The sequence below is a fragment of the Burkholderia sp. SIMBA_051 genome, assembly GCF_046534915.1.
Classification (GTDB): domain Bacteria; phylum Pseudomonadota; class Gammaproteobacteria; order Burkholderiales; family Burkholderiaceae; genus Burkholderia; species Burkholderia ambifaria.
Genome location: NZ_JAWRXS010000011.1, coordinates 90,420 through 106,351, shown reverse-complemented (window position 1 = coordinate 106,351; position 15,932 = coordinate 90,420). Strand labels below are relative to the sequence as shown.

The window sequence follows — 15,932 nt, the reverse complement described above, 5'->3', positions numbered from 1 at the left end:
GTAGGGAAGTACCGATTCTACCGACGGAATACGTTGCCGCAACTGTCGAAAAGCGCCCTATCGAGGCCGCTTCTCAGTACTACGCGCGTGGCTCATCGCCTCGACGGCGATATTCGCACGCGTGGCGTCCCGTCACCGCCCCTCCCCCATCCCACCCATCAGCGTCATCAACTGCTCCCGCAGCCACTGACTACCCTGGTCCTGATCGGCACTGCGATGCCAGTAGCAGAAGTATTCAAGCCCGGGCATCTCGAACGGCAGTTCGAGAATCCGCGCCGGATAGCGCTGCAGCAGCCGCAGCGGCGCGGTCAGCGCGAGATCGCCGCGCATCGCGATCAGCGGCGCGACCATGTAGTGCTGCACGCGCATCTGGATGTTGCGGCGCAGCCCGAGCCGCGTCAGCTCCGCGTCGACGTGCCCGCTGCCCTTGCGGCGGCTCGACACGTGGATGTGCCCCATCGACAGGTAGTCGTCCATGGTCAGCGTGTCGCCCTTGAACGGGTGATCGTCGCGGATCATGCACGCGTAACGGTCGCGCACGAGCAGCGCCTGGTGCAGATGCGGATCGCCGATCAGCGGCGCGTCGATCGCGATGTCGACCGAGCCGTTCGCGAGCGCGGTCGCGACTTCGCGCCGGTCCATCGTGTAGCTGCGCACGTGCATGCCCGGTGCATGCGTCTGCAGCAGCTCGCCGAGCGCGGGCAGCAGCAGCGCTTCGGTCAGGTCGCTCATGCTGAGCCGGAACACGCGCTCGGACGAGGCCGGATCGAACACGTCACCTTCGTGCGCGCTCGAATCGAGCAGTTGCAGCGCCTCGCGCACGCGGCCGACGATGTTCTCGGCCATCGGCGTCGGCATCATCCCGGCCGGCGTGCTGACGAACAGCGGATCGTTCAGCGTCTTGCGCAGCCGCGCCAGCGCGTTGCTGACGGCCGGCTGCGTGAGGTTCAGCACCTCGGCCGCGCGCGTCAGGTTGCGCTTGTTGTAGATCGCCTCGAATACGACGAACAGGTTCAGATCAATCTTCGAAAGGCGCATCGCCGGGTCTCCAGGGGCCTGTTCCCGCTCATAACGGGCTTGCGAACGCGCCTTGCCGGTCGTAGTGCAAGGAGAGAGGAGCGCCGTTTGGCCATGCCAAACAAGCGACGATCGACGCCGCAATACGGCCGGCAAGGCGCGTTCCCCTGTTTGGAAAAAATCATTCGCGGGGCTGGCCGCCAGAAGGGCCGATCGCTGCGTCATGCTCCTTGCGAATACGTCGAGTATTCGCTTCGTCGCAATCCTTGCGCTCGGCCCTTCTGACGGCCAGCGCAAGCCCGTTATGAGCGGGAACAGGCCCCCCATGTTACGGCGTGCACCATCTGTTCGTCCATGCCGCCCCCGCGCGTCGCGGCGCGAGGCTCAGCCGCGCGGCGGCCGCGTCAGGTACGGCTCGGTCGAGCCGCGCACGCCGTCCTTGATCTCCATCCGCGCGATCGCCTGCAGGTGCACCTCGTCCGGGCCGTCGGCGAAGCGCAGCGCGCGGCCCCAGGTCCACATGTCGGCGAGCGGCGTGTCGGGGCTCAGGCCCATCGCGCCGAACACCTGCATCGCGCGGTCGCATACGTCCGTGTACACGGTCGGCACGAGCGCCTTGATCATCGAGATTTCCTTGCGCGCCGCCTTCGCGCCAACCTTGTCGATCATCCACGCGGCCTTCAGCACCAGCAGGCGCGCCTGGTCGATCTCGATGCGCGACCGCGCGATCCATTCGCCGACCGTGCCGTGACGATTCAGCGGCTTGCCGAACGCCTCGCGCGACTGTGCGCGGTCGATCATCAGCTCCAAGGCCAGCTCGGCCGCGCCGATCGAACGCATGCAGTGATGGATGCGGCCCGGGCCGAGGCGCGCCTGCGCGAGCGCGAAGCCGCTGCCTTCCTCGCCGAGCAGGTTGCGCGCCGGCACCCGCACATTGTCGAACGTGATCTCGCAGTGCCCTTCCGGCGCATGGTGATTGACCACCGTGATGTTGCGCACGATCGTCACGCCCGGCGTGTCGCGCGGCACGAGGATCATGCTCTGCTGCTGGTGCGACTCGGCATCGGGATCGGTCTTGCCCATCACGATGAAGATCTTGCAGTTCGGATGCGCGGCGTTCGTGATGAACCACTTGCGGCCGTCGATCACGTAGTCGTCGCCGTCGCGCCGGATACGCGTCGTGATGTTGGTCGCATCCGACGATGCCACGTCGGGCTCGGTCATCGCGAACGCCGACCGGATCTCGCCGCGCAGCAGCGGCAGCAGCCACTGTTCGCGCTGCTCCGGCGTCGCGAACATGTGCAGCAGTTCCATGTTGCCGGTGTCCGGCGCGTTGCAGTTGAACACTTCCGACGCCCAGCTCACGCGCCCCATGATCTCGGCGAGCGGCGCGTATTCGAGGTTGGTCAGGCCCGTGCCGGGCTCGTCGTCCTTCAGGTGCGGCAGGAACAGGTTCCACAGCCCTTCGGCCTTCGCGCGTTCCTTCAGCTCCTCCATGAACGACACGGGATACTGGCCCGCGTGCACTTCGTCGTTCCACTGGCGGATGCGCGGCACGATGTGCGCGTCCATGAACGCATGCACGCGTTCGCGCAGCGCTTCCACTTTCGGGGTGTAGCCAAAGTCCATGATCGACTCCTCGAGATTGCGTGTTCGGTTCGGTCAGAAGGCCGAGACGCCGCCGTCGACGGCGACGGCCTGCCCGGTCAGATAAGTGTTTTCCTTCGCGCACAGCATCAGCATCGTCGCGACGATTTCGTCGGGCCGGCCGAGCCGCTTCATCGGCGAGCCCTGCGCGAGAAAGTCCTGGCGGTCGCCGATATCGCTGTCGGTGACCATCGGCGTCGTGCTGTAGAACGGGCACACCGCGTTCACGCGAATGCCGTGGCGCGCGTATTCGAGCGCGGCCGTCTTCGTGAGCCCGACCACCGCATGCTTCGACGCCGCGTACGCGGCCAGCTTCGGCGCGCCGCCGAGCCCGGCCATCGACGCGACGTTCAGGATCACGCCTTCGCGCTGCGCGAGCATCTGGCGGATCTGGTGCTTCATCCCGAAGAACACGCCCTTCGCGTTCACCGCGAAGCTCAGGTCGAGATCGGCTTCGTCGGTGTCGATCAGCGCCTTCATCGGTGGCGCGATGCCCGCGTTGTTGATGCCGACGTCGAGCCGCCCGAAGCGCGCGGCGGCCGCCTGCACCAGCGATGCCACGTCAGCTTCGACGCGCACGTCGCAGCGCTGCGCGATCACGTCGGCGCCGGCCGCGCGCAGCGGCGCGGCCACGCGTTCGAGCGCGTCGTCGTTCAGGTCGCCGAGCGCGAGCCGCGCGCCCATCGCGGCCAGCTCGCTCGCGAGCAGCGCACCAAAGCCGCTCGCGGCGCCGGTGATCATCACGGCCTGCCCCGCATAGCTGTCGAGTTTCATCGCGCGCTCAGATCGTCAGGCCGCCGTCGACGACGATGCATTCGCCGTTCGTGTAGCTCGCCGCATCCGACACGAGATACAGCACGGTGCCGGCCATTTCGCGCGGCTCCGCGTGGCGGCGCAGCGGGATCTTCGCCATCCAGCTTTCGTAGATGTCCTTGTCGGCGAACAGCGCGCCGGCGAACTTCGTCTTCGTGAGGCCCGGCAGCAGCGCGTTCACGCGGATGCCGAACGGCCCGCATTCCTTCGCGAACGCCTTCGTCATGTTGACGACGGCCGCCTTCGTGATCGAATAGATGCCCTGCCGGTCGCCCGGCTGCAGCGCGTTCACCGACGCGGTGTTGACGATCGCGCCGCCGCCCTGCGCCTTCATCAGCTTGCCGGCCTCGACCGACATGAAGAAGTAGCCGCGAATGTTCACGTCGACGGTCTTTTCGTACGCGGCGAGATCGGTATCGAGGATGTGCCCGAAATACGGGTTCGCGGCCGCGTTGTTCACGAGGATGTCGAGCCGGCCGTGCTTGCCGCGGATCGTCTCGAACGTCGCGGCAATGTCCTCCAGCCGCCCGACATGGCAGGCCAGCGCTTCGGCGCGGCCGCCCGCCGCAACGATCGCGTCCGCGACCGCCTGGCAGTCGTCGAGCTTGCGGCTCGACACGATCACGTGCGCGCCCTGCTCCGCGAGCAGCTTCGCGATTTCCTCGCCGATGCCGCGGCTCGCGCCCGTCACCAGCGCGATCTTGCCCGTCAGGTCGAACAGATTCGTTGCCATGTTGCTGTGCTCCTCCATGTTGTATGTTGTCGTGCCGCCGCTCGGCGATGTCAGCGATGCGCGTCGATCACGCCGACGGCCATTTCGGCCAGCCGTCCGGTCATCGCGCCCACGCGCAGCGCCTGCTCGCTCGACGCGTTGCCCTGCAGCGCGCGCGCCTTCACGCCCTGCGCGATCGCCGCGAGCCGGAAGAAACTGAAGGCGAGATAGAAGTGCCAGTCGCGGATCGGCTCGATGCCGCGCAGTTCGCAATAGCGCGCGACGATCGCCGCTTCATCGGGAATGCCGAGTTCGGCACGATCCTGGCCCGCGAGCCCGCGCACCTGTCCGCCCGACGGCAGCCGCAGGCACATGCAGAAGTACGCGAGATCGGCGAACGGGTTGCCGAGCGTCGACAGTTCCCAGTCGAGCACGGCCTGCACGCGATAGTCGTCGCGCGCGAACATCACGTTGTCGATCCGGAAATCGCCGTGCACCAGCGCGGGCCGGCCGGCGTCCTCCGGGCACGCCTTCGGCAGCCAGTCGATCAGCGCCTCCATCGCGTCGAGGCGCTCGGTTTCGGCCGCGCGATACTGCTTCGTCCACACGCCGATCTGGCGCTCGAAGTAGTTGCCGGGGCGGCCGTAGTCGGCGAGGCCCACCGCGTCGACGTCCACGTCGTGCAGCGCGGCCATCGTGCGCAGCAGTGCGTCGTAGCAAATCGCCCGATCGGCTTTCGGCAGTTCCGGCAGCGCAGGATCCCAGAAGATCCGGCCGTCCTCGAAGCTCATCACGTAGAACAGGCTGCCGATCACGTCGCGGTCTTCGCACAGGTGATACGGATGCGCGACCGGCACCGCGGTGCCCGACAGCGCGGTGAGCACGCGGAATTCACGATCGACCGCGTGCGCGGATTTCAGCAGTTCGCCGGGCGGCTGGCGGCGCAGCACGTAGCGGCCGCTCTTCGCATGCAGCAGGAAGGTCGGGTTCGACTGGCCGCCGGCAAACTTCTCCATGTCGAGCGGGCCTTCGAAACCCGGCACGTGCGCTTCCAGATAGCGCGTGAGACGGGCTACGTCGAGGGGCTGGGAAGGGTTCGTCATCGTCGCGATCGTTCGTAGGTCAGCCGTAGGTGCGCCACGCATGTCGTTCGGGATCCTCGAGATGCGGGATGCCGTTGAACGACGCCAGGTGGAACGCTTCGGCGTTGAAGAAAAACTGCGAAAGACTGCTGTTGCGGATCTGCAGGTTCAGCGCGATCGCGCTCGACGGCGGCGCGGCGAGCACCTGCTGCACCGTCACCGCGATCGGGCCGCCGGAACTCACCGCGAGCACGCGCTGGCTGCCGCCGTCGCGGATCGCGGCGCGCGCGTCGGCGACGCGCTGCTGGAAATGCGCCCAGGTTTCGGGGGCGGTGTCGCCTAGCTTGTCGTCGGCCCACAGGTGCAGCACCTGTCGCAGCGCGCGAAAGTGCTCCTTCATCGAGCCGGCCGCGAGCCGCGCGATCTCCGGATAGTCGCTGGCCGCCGCCGCGAACAGCCCGTGGAAGTCGTATTCGTTCAGGCCAGGATGGCGGTCGACCGGCGCGCCTTCGCGACCCATCCCGCGCAGGATCGCGGCGACCGTCTGCGCATGCCGGTTCATCGTGCCGCAGATCACGCGGTCGAACGTCAGGCCCTGCCGTGCGAAGTATTCGCCGAGCCACACGCCCTGCTGCTCGCCGCCAGCGGACAGCCGGTCGTAGTCGTCCGTGCCGAACGACGCCTGCCCGTGCCGTACCAGAAAGAGTTCAGCCATTGCCTGTCCGCCTGAAGGGAACCGAAGGCCCAGCATAGCGATCGCGCTTACATTTTTGAAATTTATTTTCTGAATCGGTTGGTATTCATGGAATGAATTCCACCGATTCAGACAATGCGCTTTCAGAGAGTTTCGAGTTGCCCAGTGTCGCGGCACGCGAATTGCGACAGCAGGCACCGTCATATCACCACTCAGGAGGGTGCGATGCTCGGTACGATCCTTATCATCGTTCTGATTCTGCTGCTCATCGGAGCATTTCCTGCATGGCCCCACAGCCGGAGCTGGGGCTACTGGCCATCGGGCACTCTCGGGCTGGTCGTCGTCATCGTCGTGATACTGGTGTTGCTGGGGCGGATTTGAGCGGGAAGGCGCGCGTCCCGGTTGAACGCCCACGCGCGCCTTCCCCTGTCGCCGCCATCACTTCTTTACAAAGGCAAGCGATGATCGGCACCTCCGTAGCCCGTGCGGACGGCATCTGATGCCGTCGACCCACGCGGGCGGGATATCGCTGTCCGTTGCTCGCGCACCGATCCGCTCCAATTCAGGAGAACGTGTTTCCCGCCGCCCTCGAGCAACGCCGCGCGTACGTCGCGCATTAGCAGGGAGGATCGTCCTCCCGCGCGACCCGCGCCCGCCAATTCCGAACGCCTCAGGTTATCAATTGATCGAAAAGATTCATTAGACGGTGCCTCCTCCTGCGCGCGATGCTGGCCCCGCCCGTGAACGCTGCGTCATTGCAACGCCGCGCACGAAAATGGAGTGAGACACATGCCTACCGATCACCGTCAACGGCGCCACACGCTGTGGCTGCTATGCGCGCTTTCGTTCATCCTGTACGTCGACCGCGTGAACCTCGCGACCGCGGCCGGCGCGATCAAGGCCGAGCTCGGGCTGTCGAATACCGAGCTCGGCATCGCGTTCTCCGCGTTCGCCTATTCGTATGCAATCTGCCAGATCGGCGGCGGGTGGATCGCCGACCGCTTCGGCGCGCGCATCACATTGATTGGCTGCGGGCTGATCTGGGTCGCGTCGACGTTCATGACCGGGCTCGTGCACAGCCTCGCGCTGCTGTTCGCCGCGCGCCTGCTGCTCGGGATCGGCGAAGGCGCGACGCTGCCCGCGCAGGCCCGCGCGATCACGCACTGGTTCTCGCGCGAACGGCGCGGCGTCGTGCAGGGCTTCACGCATTCGTTCTCGCGGCTCGGCAACGCGGTCACGCCGCCGATCGTCGCCGCGCTGATGACGTGGCTGTCGTGGCGCGCGGCATTCTTCGTGATCGGTGCGGTGACAATGGTGTGGCTCGTGTGGTGGGTCGTCGGCTTCCGCGAGTACCCGCGCGGAGAAGGCGACGGCAACGGCCGTACGCACACCGCTGCGGCCACCCGCCCGGCACCGTCGTCCGGCCCGACGCCGTGGGGGCCGCTGTTCCGCCGGATGGCGCCGACGATCTTCGTGTACTTCTGCTACGGCTGGACCGCGTGGCTGTTCTTCACGTGGCTGCCGACCTTCTTCCTGAACGGCCAAGGCCTTAACCTGAAATCGACCGCGCTGTTCGCGTCCGGCGTGTTCTTCGCGGGCGTGGTCGGCGACACGCTCGGCGGCTGGCTGTGCGACCGCATCTATCGCAAGACCGGCAACCTCGCGCTGTCGCGCCAGAGCGTGATCGTCACGAGCTTCACCGGCGCGCTCGTCTGCCTGCTGCCGCTCGCGTTCGTGCATTCGACGGCCGGCATCGCGCTGTGCCTGTCCGGGTCGTTCCTGTGCCTCGAACTGACGATCGGGCCGATCTGGGCCGTGCCGAGCGACATCGCGCCGCAACACGCGGGCATCGCGAGCGGGATGATGAACGCGGGTTCGGCGATCGCGGGGATTCTGTCGCCGATCCTGTTCGGCTATCTCGTCGATCACACCGGCAGCTGGACGGTGCCGTTCGTCGGGTCGGTCGCGATGCTGCTGATCGGCATCGTCGCCGCGCTGCGGATCCGGCCGGATCGCGCGTTGTCCGAAGCGGCGCCGCCGCTCGCCGAATCGCCGGTTGCACCGTCGGCGCGCTGAAGCCGTTCGCTTCGGGTTCGCCTGCCTCCCCCGTCTCGCCAGCGTCGCCGTCGCGCTTCACTGCGTTCCGCGATGGTGGTGCCTCGGCTGGTTCGGCTGGTTCGGCTGGTTCGGCTGGTTCGGCCGACGCGGCCGACGCGGCTTGTTCGGCGTGCTTGGCTGGCTCGGCCAGCTCGGCTGATTCGGCCGATTCGGCTGGTTCGGTCGCCTCGGCTGGCGCGGCTGGCTCGGCCGCCTCGGCTGGCAAACCGCGCCGTTACGCGGCGCCGTCATCGCCCGGCCCGCCTTCCCGGTGGAACAGCGCGAGAAACTGCTGCGCGGGAATGCTCAGCGGCCGGTCGCGCCGCACCAGACTCCCGTACGACGGCAGCTTCTGGCCGAGCTCGTAATCGAGGATCGCCACGAGCCCGTGCGCCGCGTTGCGCTGCGCGACCGTCAGCGGAATCACGCCGAGCATGTGCGAACGGTCGACGAGGTTCATCGTCGTCAGGATCGAGCCCGTCTCGACCAGCCCGCGCGGCATCGGCTGGTGACGCGCGCGGAATTCGCGCTCGACGACCTCGCGCGCCGGGCTGCCGGCCGGCTGCAGGATCCACGTGTAATCGAGCAGCACGTCGAATTCGACCGGCCCGGCGCCGGCAAGCGGATGGTCGCGGCCCGCGATGATCGCGAGCGCCTCGTCGTCCACCACGCGGAAGTCGCAATCGGTGCCGACGTTACGTCCGATCACCACTTCGAGCACGCCTTCGCGCAACTGCGGCATCAGCCGGTCGCTGGTATCGACCGCGATGTCGATCGCGAGCAACGGATAGCGCGCCTTCAACTGCACCAGCGCCTCGGTGAGCCGCCCCGGCGACGCGGCCATGATGCTGCCGATCGCAAGCCGCCCCGCGCTGCCGAGCTGCAGTTCACCCAACTCGCGATTGAGCGCCTCCATGCTGCCGCGAATTCCGCGGAAATAGCCGAGCACGCGCTCGCCGGCCGGGTTCAGCACGAGCCCGCGCCCCACGCGGTCGAACAGCCGCTGGCCGAGCGCGCTTTCCAGCTCGGCCAGCATCTTCGTCGCGGCCGGCTGCGTGAGGCCCAGCTGCCCGGCGGCCGCGTGCAGCGTCGAGCATTCCTCCACCGCGAGCAGCAGCGCGATCTGCCGCATCCGCAGCCGGTTCAGCAATTGGGGAGTCGAGTCTCGTCGATCGATCGAGCCCATTTCGATTACTCCAGGTTATCGATTCATCAAGAGTTTTCAATTTACCGACTCATTCCGTCTACCTAGCATGAACCCCATAGACCCACGGCCACGCGCCGCCACCGGAGACACCGCATGAACCCGCAACCGACCGCCGCCCGTCACGGAGACGCCTCATGACGACCGCCGCTGCCCTGCCCGTCGTCGCGCTGACGCTCGGCGACCCCGCCGGCATCGGCGCCGAACTGATCGCGAAACTGCTCGCGCGGCCCGACGCGACGCGCCGCGCGAACCTCGTGCTGATCGGCGACCGCTGGCTGTGGGAAGCCGGCCAGCGCGTCGCCGGCGTGACGGTCGACGTCGAGTCCGTCGAATCGCTCGCCGCCGTGCGCGGCCGGCCGTCCACCGCGCGCGCCGCGTTCGTCGCGGTCGACACGATCGATCCCGCGCAGGTCACGGTCGGCCAGCCCGGCGCGGCCGGCGGCCGCTCGACGCTGACCGTGCTCGACCAGTGTCTCGACGCCGCGCTCGCCGGCGACATCGACGCGATCTGCTTCGCGCCGCTGAACAAGTACGCGATGAAGCTCGGCGGGCTCAGGCACGACGACGAGCTGCACCACTTCGCGGCCGCGCTCGGCGTGACCGGCTACTTCTGCGAATTCAACACGCTCGGCGAACTGTGGACCGCGCGCATCTCGTCGCATATCCCGCTGAAGGAAGCGGCGGCCCAACTGAGCGTCGAGCGCATCGAACAGGCGTCCGAACTGATTTACCGGTCGTTGCTCGCGAACGGCGTCGCGACGCCGAAGGTCGCGATCGCCGCGTTCAACCCGCACGGCGGCGACGGCGGCAGTTGCGGCCGCGAGGAAGTCGACATCATCGAGCCGGCGGTGCGCAAGCTGCAGGCGCGCGACTGGCCGACCGACGCGCCGTTCCACGGCCCGTTCCCTGCCGACACGATCTTCCTGAAGGCGCAGGCCGGCGACTACCAGGCGATCGTCACGATGTACCACGACCAGGGGCAGATCGCGATCAAGCTGCTCGGCTTCTCGCGCGGCGTGACCGTGCAGGGCGGGCTGCCCGTGCCGATCACGACGCCCGCGCACGGCACCGCCTACGACATCGCGGGGCGCGGCACGGCCGACGTCGGCGCGACCTGGCAGGCGCTGCAGATCGCCTGCCGGATGGGCGCCGCGCGCCGCACGCCCGCCGTTTCGGCGTAAGCATCAAGCGCCGCTTGCACACGACAACATCGATTCCAGGAGACACCAACATGAAGATCCGCTCCGTGCGCGCCCGCGTATTCCAGTGGAAAGGCAAGACCGTCCCGCCGCAAGGCAACTTCTGCTCGAACGCGATGGACCTGCTGTACGCCCCGCAGGAAACCATGAGCACGTTCCGCTTCCATGCGTGGACCGTCGTCGAAGTCGAGACCGACGACGGTATCGTCGGCCTCGGCAACGTCGCGCTCGCGCCGCACATCGCGAAAGCGATCATCGACCAGTACCTCGCGCCGCTCGTGATCGGCCAGGACCCGTGGGACTACGAGTACCTGAACCAGCGGATGTACCGCGCGACCCACGCGTGGGGCCGCAAGGGCATCGGCATGGCGGCGATCTCGGCGGTCGACATCGCGATCTGGGACATCCTCGGCAAGAGCGTCGGCAAGCCCGTGTTCAAGCTGCTCGGCGGCCGCACGAAGGAAAAGATCCCCTGCTATTACTCGAAGCTCTACCGCACCGACCTGAAAGAGATGCAGGACGAGGCGCAGCGCTATATGAAGGAAGGCTTCCGCGCGTTCAAGATGCGCTTCGGCTACGGGCCCTCGCACGGGCAGCAGGGCGTGGTGGAGAACCTGAAGTCGGTCGCGGCGATCCGCGAGGTGATCGGCTACGACAACGACCTGATGCTCGAGTGCTACATGGGCTGGAATCTCGAGTACGCGAAGCGCATCCTGCCGAAGCTAGAGAAGTATCAGCCGCGCTGGCTCGAGGAACCGGTGATCGCCGACGACATCGACGGCTACGCGGAACTGAACCAGCTCACGCGCATTCCGATCTCCGGCGGCGAGCACGAGTTCTCGCTGTACGGCTTCAAGCAGCTGCTGGACCGCAAGGCCGTGTCTGTCGTGCAGTACGACACGAACCGCGTCGGCGGGATCACGATGGCGCACAAGATCAATGCGCTGTGCGAGGCGTACAGCGTGCCGGTGATTCCGCATGCGGGCCAGATGCACAACTATCACCTGACGATGAGCACGCTCGCGTCGCCGATGAGCGAGTACTTCCCGATGTTCGACGTGGAAGTCGGCAACGAGCTGTTCTATTACATCTTCGACGGCGAGCCGGTGGCCGAGAACGGCTTCCTGCAATTGCGCGACGACGTGCCGGGCCTCGGTCTCACGCTGAAGACCGAGTTCCTCGACCAGTTCGACATCGTCGAGTGAGCACGACCATGAACGCACGCTACCAGGGCGTCTTTCCGGTCGCGCCGACCATCTTCGACGCGCACGGCGCGCTCGATCTCGACGGCCAGCGCCGCTGCCTCGACTTCATGATCGATGCCGGCTCGCAGGGCATCTGCATCCACGCGAACTACTCGGAGCAGTTCGCGCTCGGCGACGACGAACGCGACCTCATCACGCGCACGACGCTCGAACACGTCGCCGGCCGCGTGCCGGTGATCGTCACGACGTCGCATTTCAGCGCGCGCATCTGCGCGGAACGCAACCGCCACGCACAGGCGTGCGGCGCCGCGATGGTGATGGTGATGCCGCCGTACCACGGCGCGACGTTCCGCGTGCCCGAAGCGCAGGTGCGCGCGTTCTTCCGCGAAGTCGCCGACGGCCTCGACATTCCGCTGATGATCCAGGACGCCCCCGCGAGCGGCGTCGCGCTGCCTGCGTCGTTGCTCGCGACGCTCGCGCGCGAGATCGACGCCGTGTCGTACTTCAAGATCGAGACGGCCGGTGCAGCGTCGAAGCTGCGCGAGCTGATCGCGCTCGGCGGCGACGCGATCGAAGGGCCGTGGGACGGCGAGGAAGGCATCACGCTGCTCGCCGACCTCGATGCCGGCGCAACCGGCGCGATGACGGGCGGCGGCTACCCGGACGGTATCCGCCGGATCACCGACGCGTATTTCGCCGGACGCCGCGACGAAGCCTGCGAGCAGTACGCGCGCTGGCTGCCGCTGATCAACTACGAGAACCGCCAGTCGGGTTTCCTGACCGCGAAGGCGCTGATGAAGGAAGGCGGCGTGATCGCGTGCGACCGGCCGCGCGCGCCGTGGCCCGAGTTGCACCCCGAGGTGCGCGCGGGCCTGCTCGACGCGGCGCGGCGGCTCGATCCGCTCGTGCTGCGCTGGGGACGCTAGCCACACACCGGTTGCCCCTGCAACAACGTTGCGCATCGGCGTGACGGCGGTCCGACAGATGGCCGCCGCCGCTCGTCACATGGATCGGAGACACCATGAACCTGTTGAACCCCGCCACCCCGGCCTATGAAGCCGGCGAAGCCATTCCGCGCCGCCGCTGGCTGCGCGTGATTCCGCCGCTGCTGCTCGCCTGCATCGTCTCGTACATGGATCGCGTGAACATCGCGTTCGCGATGCCGGGCGGGATGAACGCCGATCTCGGCATGGATGCGACGATGGCCGGCCTCGCCGGCGGCATCTTCTTCTTCGGCTACCTGTTCCTGCAGATCCCCGGCGGCCGGCGCGCGGCGCTCGGCAGCGGCAAGACCTTCATCGCGTGGTCGCTCGTGAGCTGGGCCGTGCTGTCGGTGCTGACCGGGCTCGTCACTCACACGTGGCAGCTGCTGACGCTGCGCTTCCTGCTCGGCGTGGCCGAGGGCGGGATGTTGCCCGTCGTGCTGACGATGGTCAGCCACTGGTTTCCCGACCGCGAACGCGGCCGCGCGAACGCCATGGTCATCATGTTCGTGCCGCTCGCCGGCATGATCACCGCGCCGCTGTCCGGCTTCATCCTCGCCGCGTACGATTGGCGTCACCTGTTCTTCAGCGCCGGCGCGCTGTCGCTGCTGTGCCTGTTCGCGTGGATGATGTTCGCCGACGACGGCCCGCAAACCGCGCGCTGGGTGTCGCCGCGCGAGAAGGCGTACATCCTCGACGCGCTGCGCGACGAACAGGCGCGCAAGCAGGCGGCCGGCGCGCCGGCGGCCGCGTCGTTCGGCGCGATACTGCGCAACCCGACGATCTGGCTGCTGATCGCGATCAACTTCTGCTATCAGGTCGGCATCTACGGCTATACGATGTGGCTGCCGACCCTGCTGAAGAACCTCACGCACAGCGGGATGGGCAAGGTCGGCCTGCTCGCGATGCTGCCGTATGTCGCGATGGTGATCGGGATGTTCGCCACGTCGTATTTGTCAGACCGAACCGGCAAGCGCCGCCTGTTCGTGCTGCTACCGCTCGTCGGCTTCGGCGCGTGCCTCGCGCTGTCGGTGCTCACGCATGCATCGATGTCCGTATCGTTCGCGTTCCTGATCGGTTGCGGCTTCTTCCTGCAGGCGGCCGCCGGCGTGTTCTGGGCGATTCCGCCGAAGCTGTGCAGCGTCGAGACGGCCGGCAGCGCGCGCGGCCTGATCAACGCGCTCGGCAACCTCGGCGGCTTCTGCGGCCCGTATGCGGTCGGCGTACTGACCCAGCACGTGAGCGCGGCGGCCGGCGTGTACAGCCTCGCCGTCACGCTCGCGGTGGCCGGCCTGCTCGCGCTGACGCTGCCGAAGCGCTGCGAAGGCTGACGCACATCGACACGCAGTCACGCGAACGAAACCACGGAGACACACCATGAACGACATCCTGTTGCTGGTGCAGAAATGCGCCCATACCTTCAGCTTCTACGACCTCGAAACGAAAGCCGCGCTCAAGCACCTCGTGCTGCCGAACTTCCCGCACGAGTTCACCGTCGACGTGAACGATCGATTCGCGTACGTCGGCATCTTCGGGATCGAGACCGCCTGGTCGCGCGGCCATGAAGGCGATCACCGGATCGCCGAGATCGACCTCGTCGAGCGCACGCATACGCGGATGCTCGACCTGTGGCCGTACTACCGGCCGCACGGGATGGCGACCGATCGCGACGGCCGGCTGTACGCGATGAGCGAAGCGCACGACATGCTGCTCGTGTTCGACGAACCGACCCGCCAGAGCGTGCCGAACATGGCCGTGCCGTCCGGCGGCGTGAAGACCCACCTCGTGACGCTCACGCGCGATGCGAGCCGCGCATATGGCGTGCACCTGCTGTCGAACACGGTCACACAGTTCCATCCGCGCGACGCGACCGTCGCGCCGCGCGCGGTGATGCCCGGCCCGCGTCCCGAAGGCAATGCGCTGTCGGGCGACGAGCGCACGCTGTTCGTCGCGAATCGCGGCGACGACACGCTCGTCGAGATCGACACCGACACGATGACCTGCGGCCGCCGCGTGAAGACGCGCAGCGATCCGAACCGCATCTACCGCACCAGCGCGCCGGACGGCCGCGACCTGCTGCTGCTGACGAATTCCGGCGAGCAGTCGATCTCGGTGTTCGACGCGCGGCAGCTGGAGGAGATCGAACGCGTCGCGCTGCCCGCGAACCCGACCGCGCTGTCGTTCCATCCGTCACGGCGCGTCGCGTACGTGTCGTTCCAGGACGACTACGTGCGCGAGCTCGATCTCGATGCGTGGCGGTTCGTCGGCGCCTGGCCGACGCTGCGCGAACCCGATGCGTCGTATGTGCTCGCAGGCGCGCGCTGAACGGCACGGCGACGCGCTGCCGGCTGCGCTCGTCGACGCGCATCACCACCTGTGGCAGCTCGGCGCGGGTGCGCACTATCCGTGGCTGCAGGAACGCTACGACCCGGCGCGCTTCATGTTCGGCGACTACGCGGCGCTGTGCCGCGACTTCGGCGTGGACGACTACCGGCATGCCGCACAACGCGCGCCGATCGTCGCGAGCGTGCATGTCGAGGCCGAACGGGCGCGCGGCGAGGCGCTCGCGGAAACGCGCTGGCTGCACGAGGTCGCGGCCACACACGGGCTGCCGTCGGCGGTCGTCGCGTGGGTCGACCTGCTGGCCGACGATGCGCACGAGCGGCTCGCCGAACAGGCCGCGTGGCCGCGCGTGCGCGGCGTGCGGTTCAAGCCGCGCACCGCCGCGACGCCGGATGCGTCCGTTGACGGGCCGGGCACGCTGCGCGATCCGCGCTGGCCGGCCGCGCTGGAGCGCGTCGCCGCGCATGGCCTCGGCTGGGATCTGCGCGTGCCGTTCTGGCATCTCGGCGACGCGGCCGCGCTGCTGGCCGATGCGCCCGGTATCGACGTCGTGCTCGAACACGCGGGGCTGCCGTGGGATCGCTCGGAAGCAGGGCTCGCGCGCTGGCGCAGCGGCATGGAAGCATTGGCCGCATCGCCGCGCGTGACCGTGAAGATTTCCGAACTCGGCTTGCGTGATGCGGTGTGGAACGACGCGGACAACGCGCGGATCATCCGCGACACGATCGCGATATTCGGCTGGCAGCGCTGCCTGTTCGCGAGCAATTTCCCGGTGGCGGGGTTGCGCGTGTCGTATCCGGCGCTGCTGCGTACGTTTGCCCGCGCGATGGCGGACCTTGACGATGCGGCGCGTCAGGCAATCTGGCATGACAATGCGATGCGCGTGTACCGGATTTCGTGAACGGGCTTGACCCGGCCCTTGGGGTCGCCTTT

General features: G+C 67.6%; 15 protein-coding genes. 8 read left to right on the top strand and 7 right to left on the bottom strand.

Translation table 11 applies throughout. From position 1 onward, the window contains the following. Positions 1-132 precede the first annotated feature (132 nt). From SB771_RS25560 to SB771_RS25535, 6 genes are all read right to left on the bottom strand, one after another. Positions 133-1,038, bottom strand: a complete 906-nt coding sequence (locus SB771_RS25560) for a LysR family transcriptional regulator (RefSeq protein ID WP_126226386.1) — start codon at positions 1,036-1,038, stop codon at positions 133-135. Between the two features lie 363 nt (positions 1,039-1,401). Beyond that, positions 1,402-2,646, bottom strand: coding sequence for an acyl-CoA dehydrogenase family protein (locus tag SB771_RS25555; RefSeq protein ID WP_175659863.1), 1,245 nt, complete (start codon positions 2,644-2,646; stop codon positions 1,402-1,404). A gap of 33 nt (positions 2,647-2,679) precedes the next feature. Continuing rightward, positions 2,680-3,438, bottom strand: coding sequence for an SDR family NAD(P)-dependent oxidoreductase (locus SB771_RS25550; RefSeq protein ID WP_012365133.1), 759 nt, complete (start codon positions 3,436-3,438; stop codon positions 2,680-2,682). 7 nt (positions 3,439-3,445) lie between these two features. Beyond that, entirely contained in the window at positions 3,446-4,210 is a 765-nt protein-coding gene (locus SB771_RS25545; protein ID WP_126226383.1) for an SDR family oxidoreductase, read from the bottom strand. A gap of 50 nt (positions 4,211-4,260) precedes the next feature. Further along, positions 4,261-5,292 carry a phosphotransferase gene (locus SB771_RS25540; RefSeq protein WP_175659864.1) on the bottom strand — a complete coding sequence of 344 codons (1,032 nt, stop codon included), beginning with the start codon at positions 5,290-5,292 and terminating at the stop codon, positions 4,261-4,263. A gap of 19 nt (positions 5,293-5,311) precedes the next feature. Continuing rightward, positions 5,312-5,986, bottom strand: coding sequence for a histidine phosphatase family protein (locus SB771_RS25535; RefSeq protein ID WP_175659865.1), 675 nt, complete (start codon positions 5,984-5,986; stop codon positions 5,312-5,314). Positions 5,987-6,190: 204 nt separating this feature from the next. Here SB771_RS25535 and SB771_RS25530 point away from each other — a divergent pair, with 204 nt between their 5' ends. Next, complete coding sequence (locus SB771_RS25530) at positions 6,191-6,346, top strand: DUF3309 family protein (RefSeq protein ID WP_012365129.1); 156 nt, start codon at positions 6,191-6,193, stop codon at positions 6,344-6,346. A gap of 408 nt (positions 6,347-6,754) precedes the next feature. Then, positions 6,755-8,041, top strand: a complete 1,287-nt coding sequence (locus SB771_RS25525) for an MFS transporter (protein ID WP_175659866.1) — start codon at positions 6,755-6,757, stop codon at positions 8,039-8,041. A gap of 256 nt (positions 8,042-8,297) precedes the next feature. Here the strand turns inward: SB771_RS25525 and SB771_RS25520 are convergent, their stop codons facing one another. Continuing rightward, on the bottom strand, positions 8,298-9,248 hold the full coding sequence (locus SB771_RS25520) for a LysR family transcriptional regulator (protein ID WP_175659867.1): 951 nt from the start codon (positions 9,246-9,248) through the stop codon (positions 8,298-8,300). 155 nt (positions 9,249-9,403) lie between these two features. On the opposite strand from SB771_RS25520, the gene SB771_RS25515 reads away from it, so the two are divergent. From SB771_RS25515 to SB771_RS25490, 6 genes are all read left to right on the top strand, one after another. Further along, positions 9,404-10,450 (top strand): 4-hydroxythreonine-4-phosphate dehydrogenase PdxA, encoded by a 1,047-nt coding sequence (locus SB771_RS25515; RefSeq protein WP_175705304.1) that lies wholly within the window; start codon positions 9,404-9,406, stop codon positions 10,448-10,450. 50 nt (positions 10,451-10,500) lie between these two features. Next, complete coding sequence (locus SB771_RS25510) at positions 10,501-11,673, top strand: L-rhamnonate dehydratase (RefSeq protein WP_175659869.1); 1,173 nt, start codon at positions 10,501-10,503, stop codon at positions 11,671-11,673. 8 nt (positions 11,674-11,681) lie between these two features. Beyond that, positions 11,682-12,599: a dihydrodipicolinate synthase family protein gene (locus SB771_RS25505; protein ID WP_175659870.1), complete on the top strand. Its 918-nt coding sequence runs from the start codon at positions 11,682-11,684 to the stop codon at positions 12,597-12,599. Positions 12,600-12,694: 95 nt separating this feature from the next. Continuing rightward, complete coding sequence (locus tag SB771_RS25500; RefSeq protein WP_175659871.1) at positions 12,695-13,987, top strand: MFS transporter; 1,293 nt, start codon at positions 12,695-12,697, stop codon at positions 13,985-13,987. Positions 13,988-14,033: 46 nt separating this feature from the next. Further along, the gene (locus SB771_RS25495; protein ID WP_175659872.1) at positions 14,034-14,981 is read left to right on the top strand and encodes a YncE family protein; all 948 of its coding nucleotides are present in this window, start codon (positions 14,034-14,036) and stop codon (positions 14,979-14,981) included. Then, positions 14,959-15,900 carry an amidohydrolase family protein gene (locus SB771_RS25490; RefSeq protein ID WP_175659873.1) on the top strand — a complete coding sequence of 314 codons (942 nt, stop codon included), beginning with the start codon at positions 14,959-14,961 and terminating at the stop codon, positions 15,898-15,900. Before SB771_RS25495 ends, SB771_RS25490 begins: the two co-directional genes overlap by 23 nt. Positions 15,901-15,932: the final 32 nt, after the last annotated feature.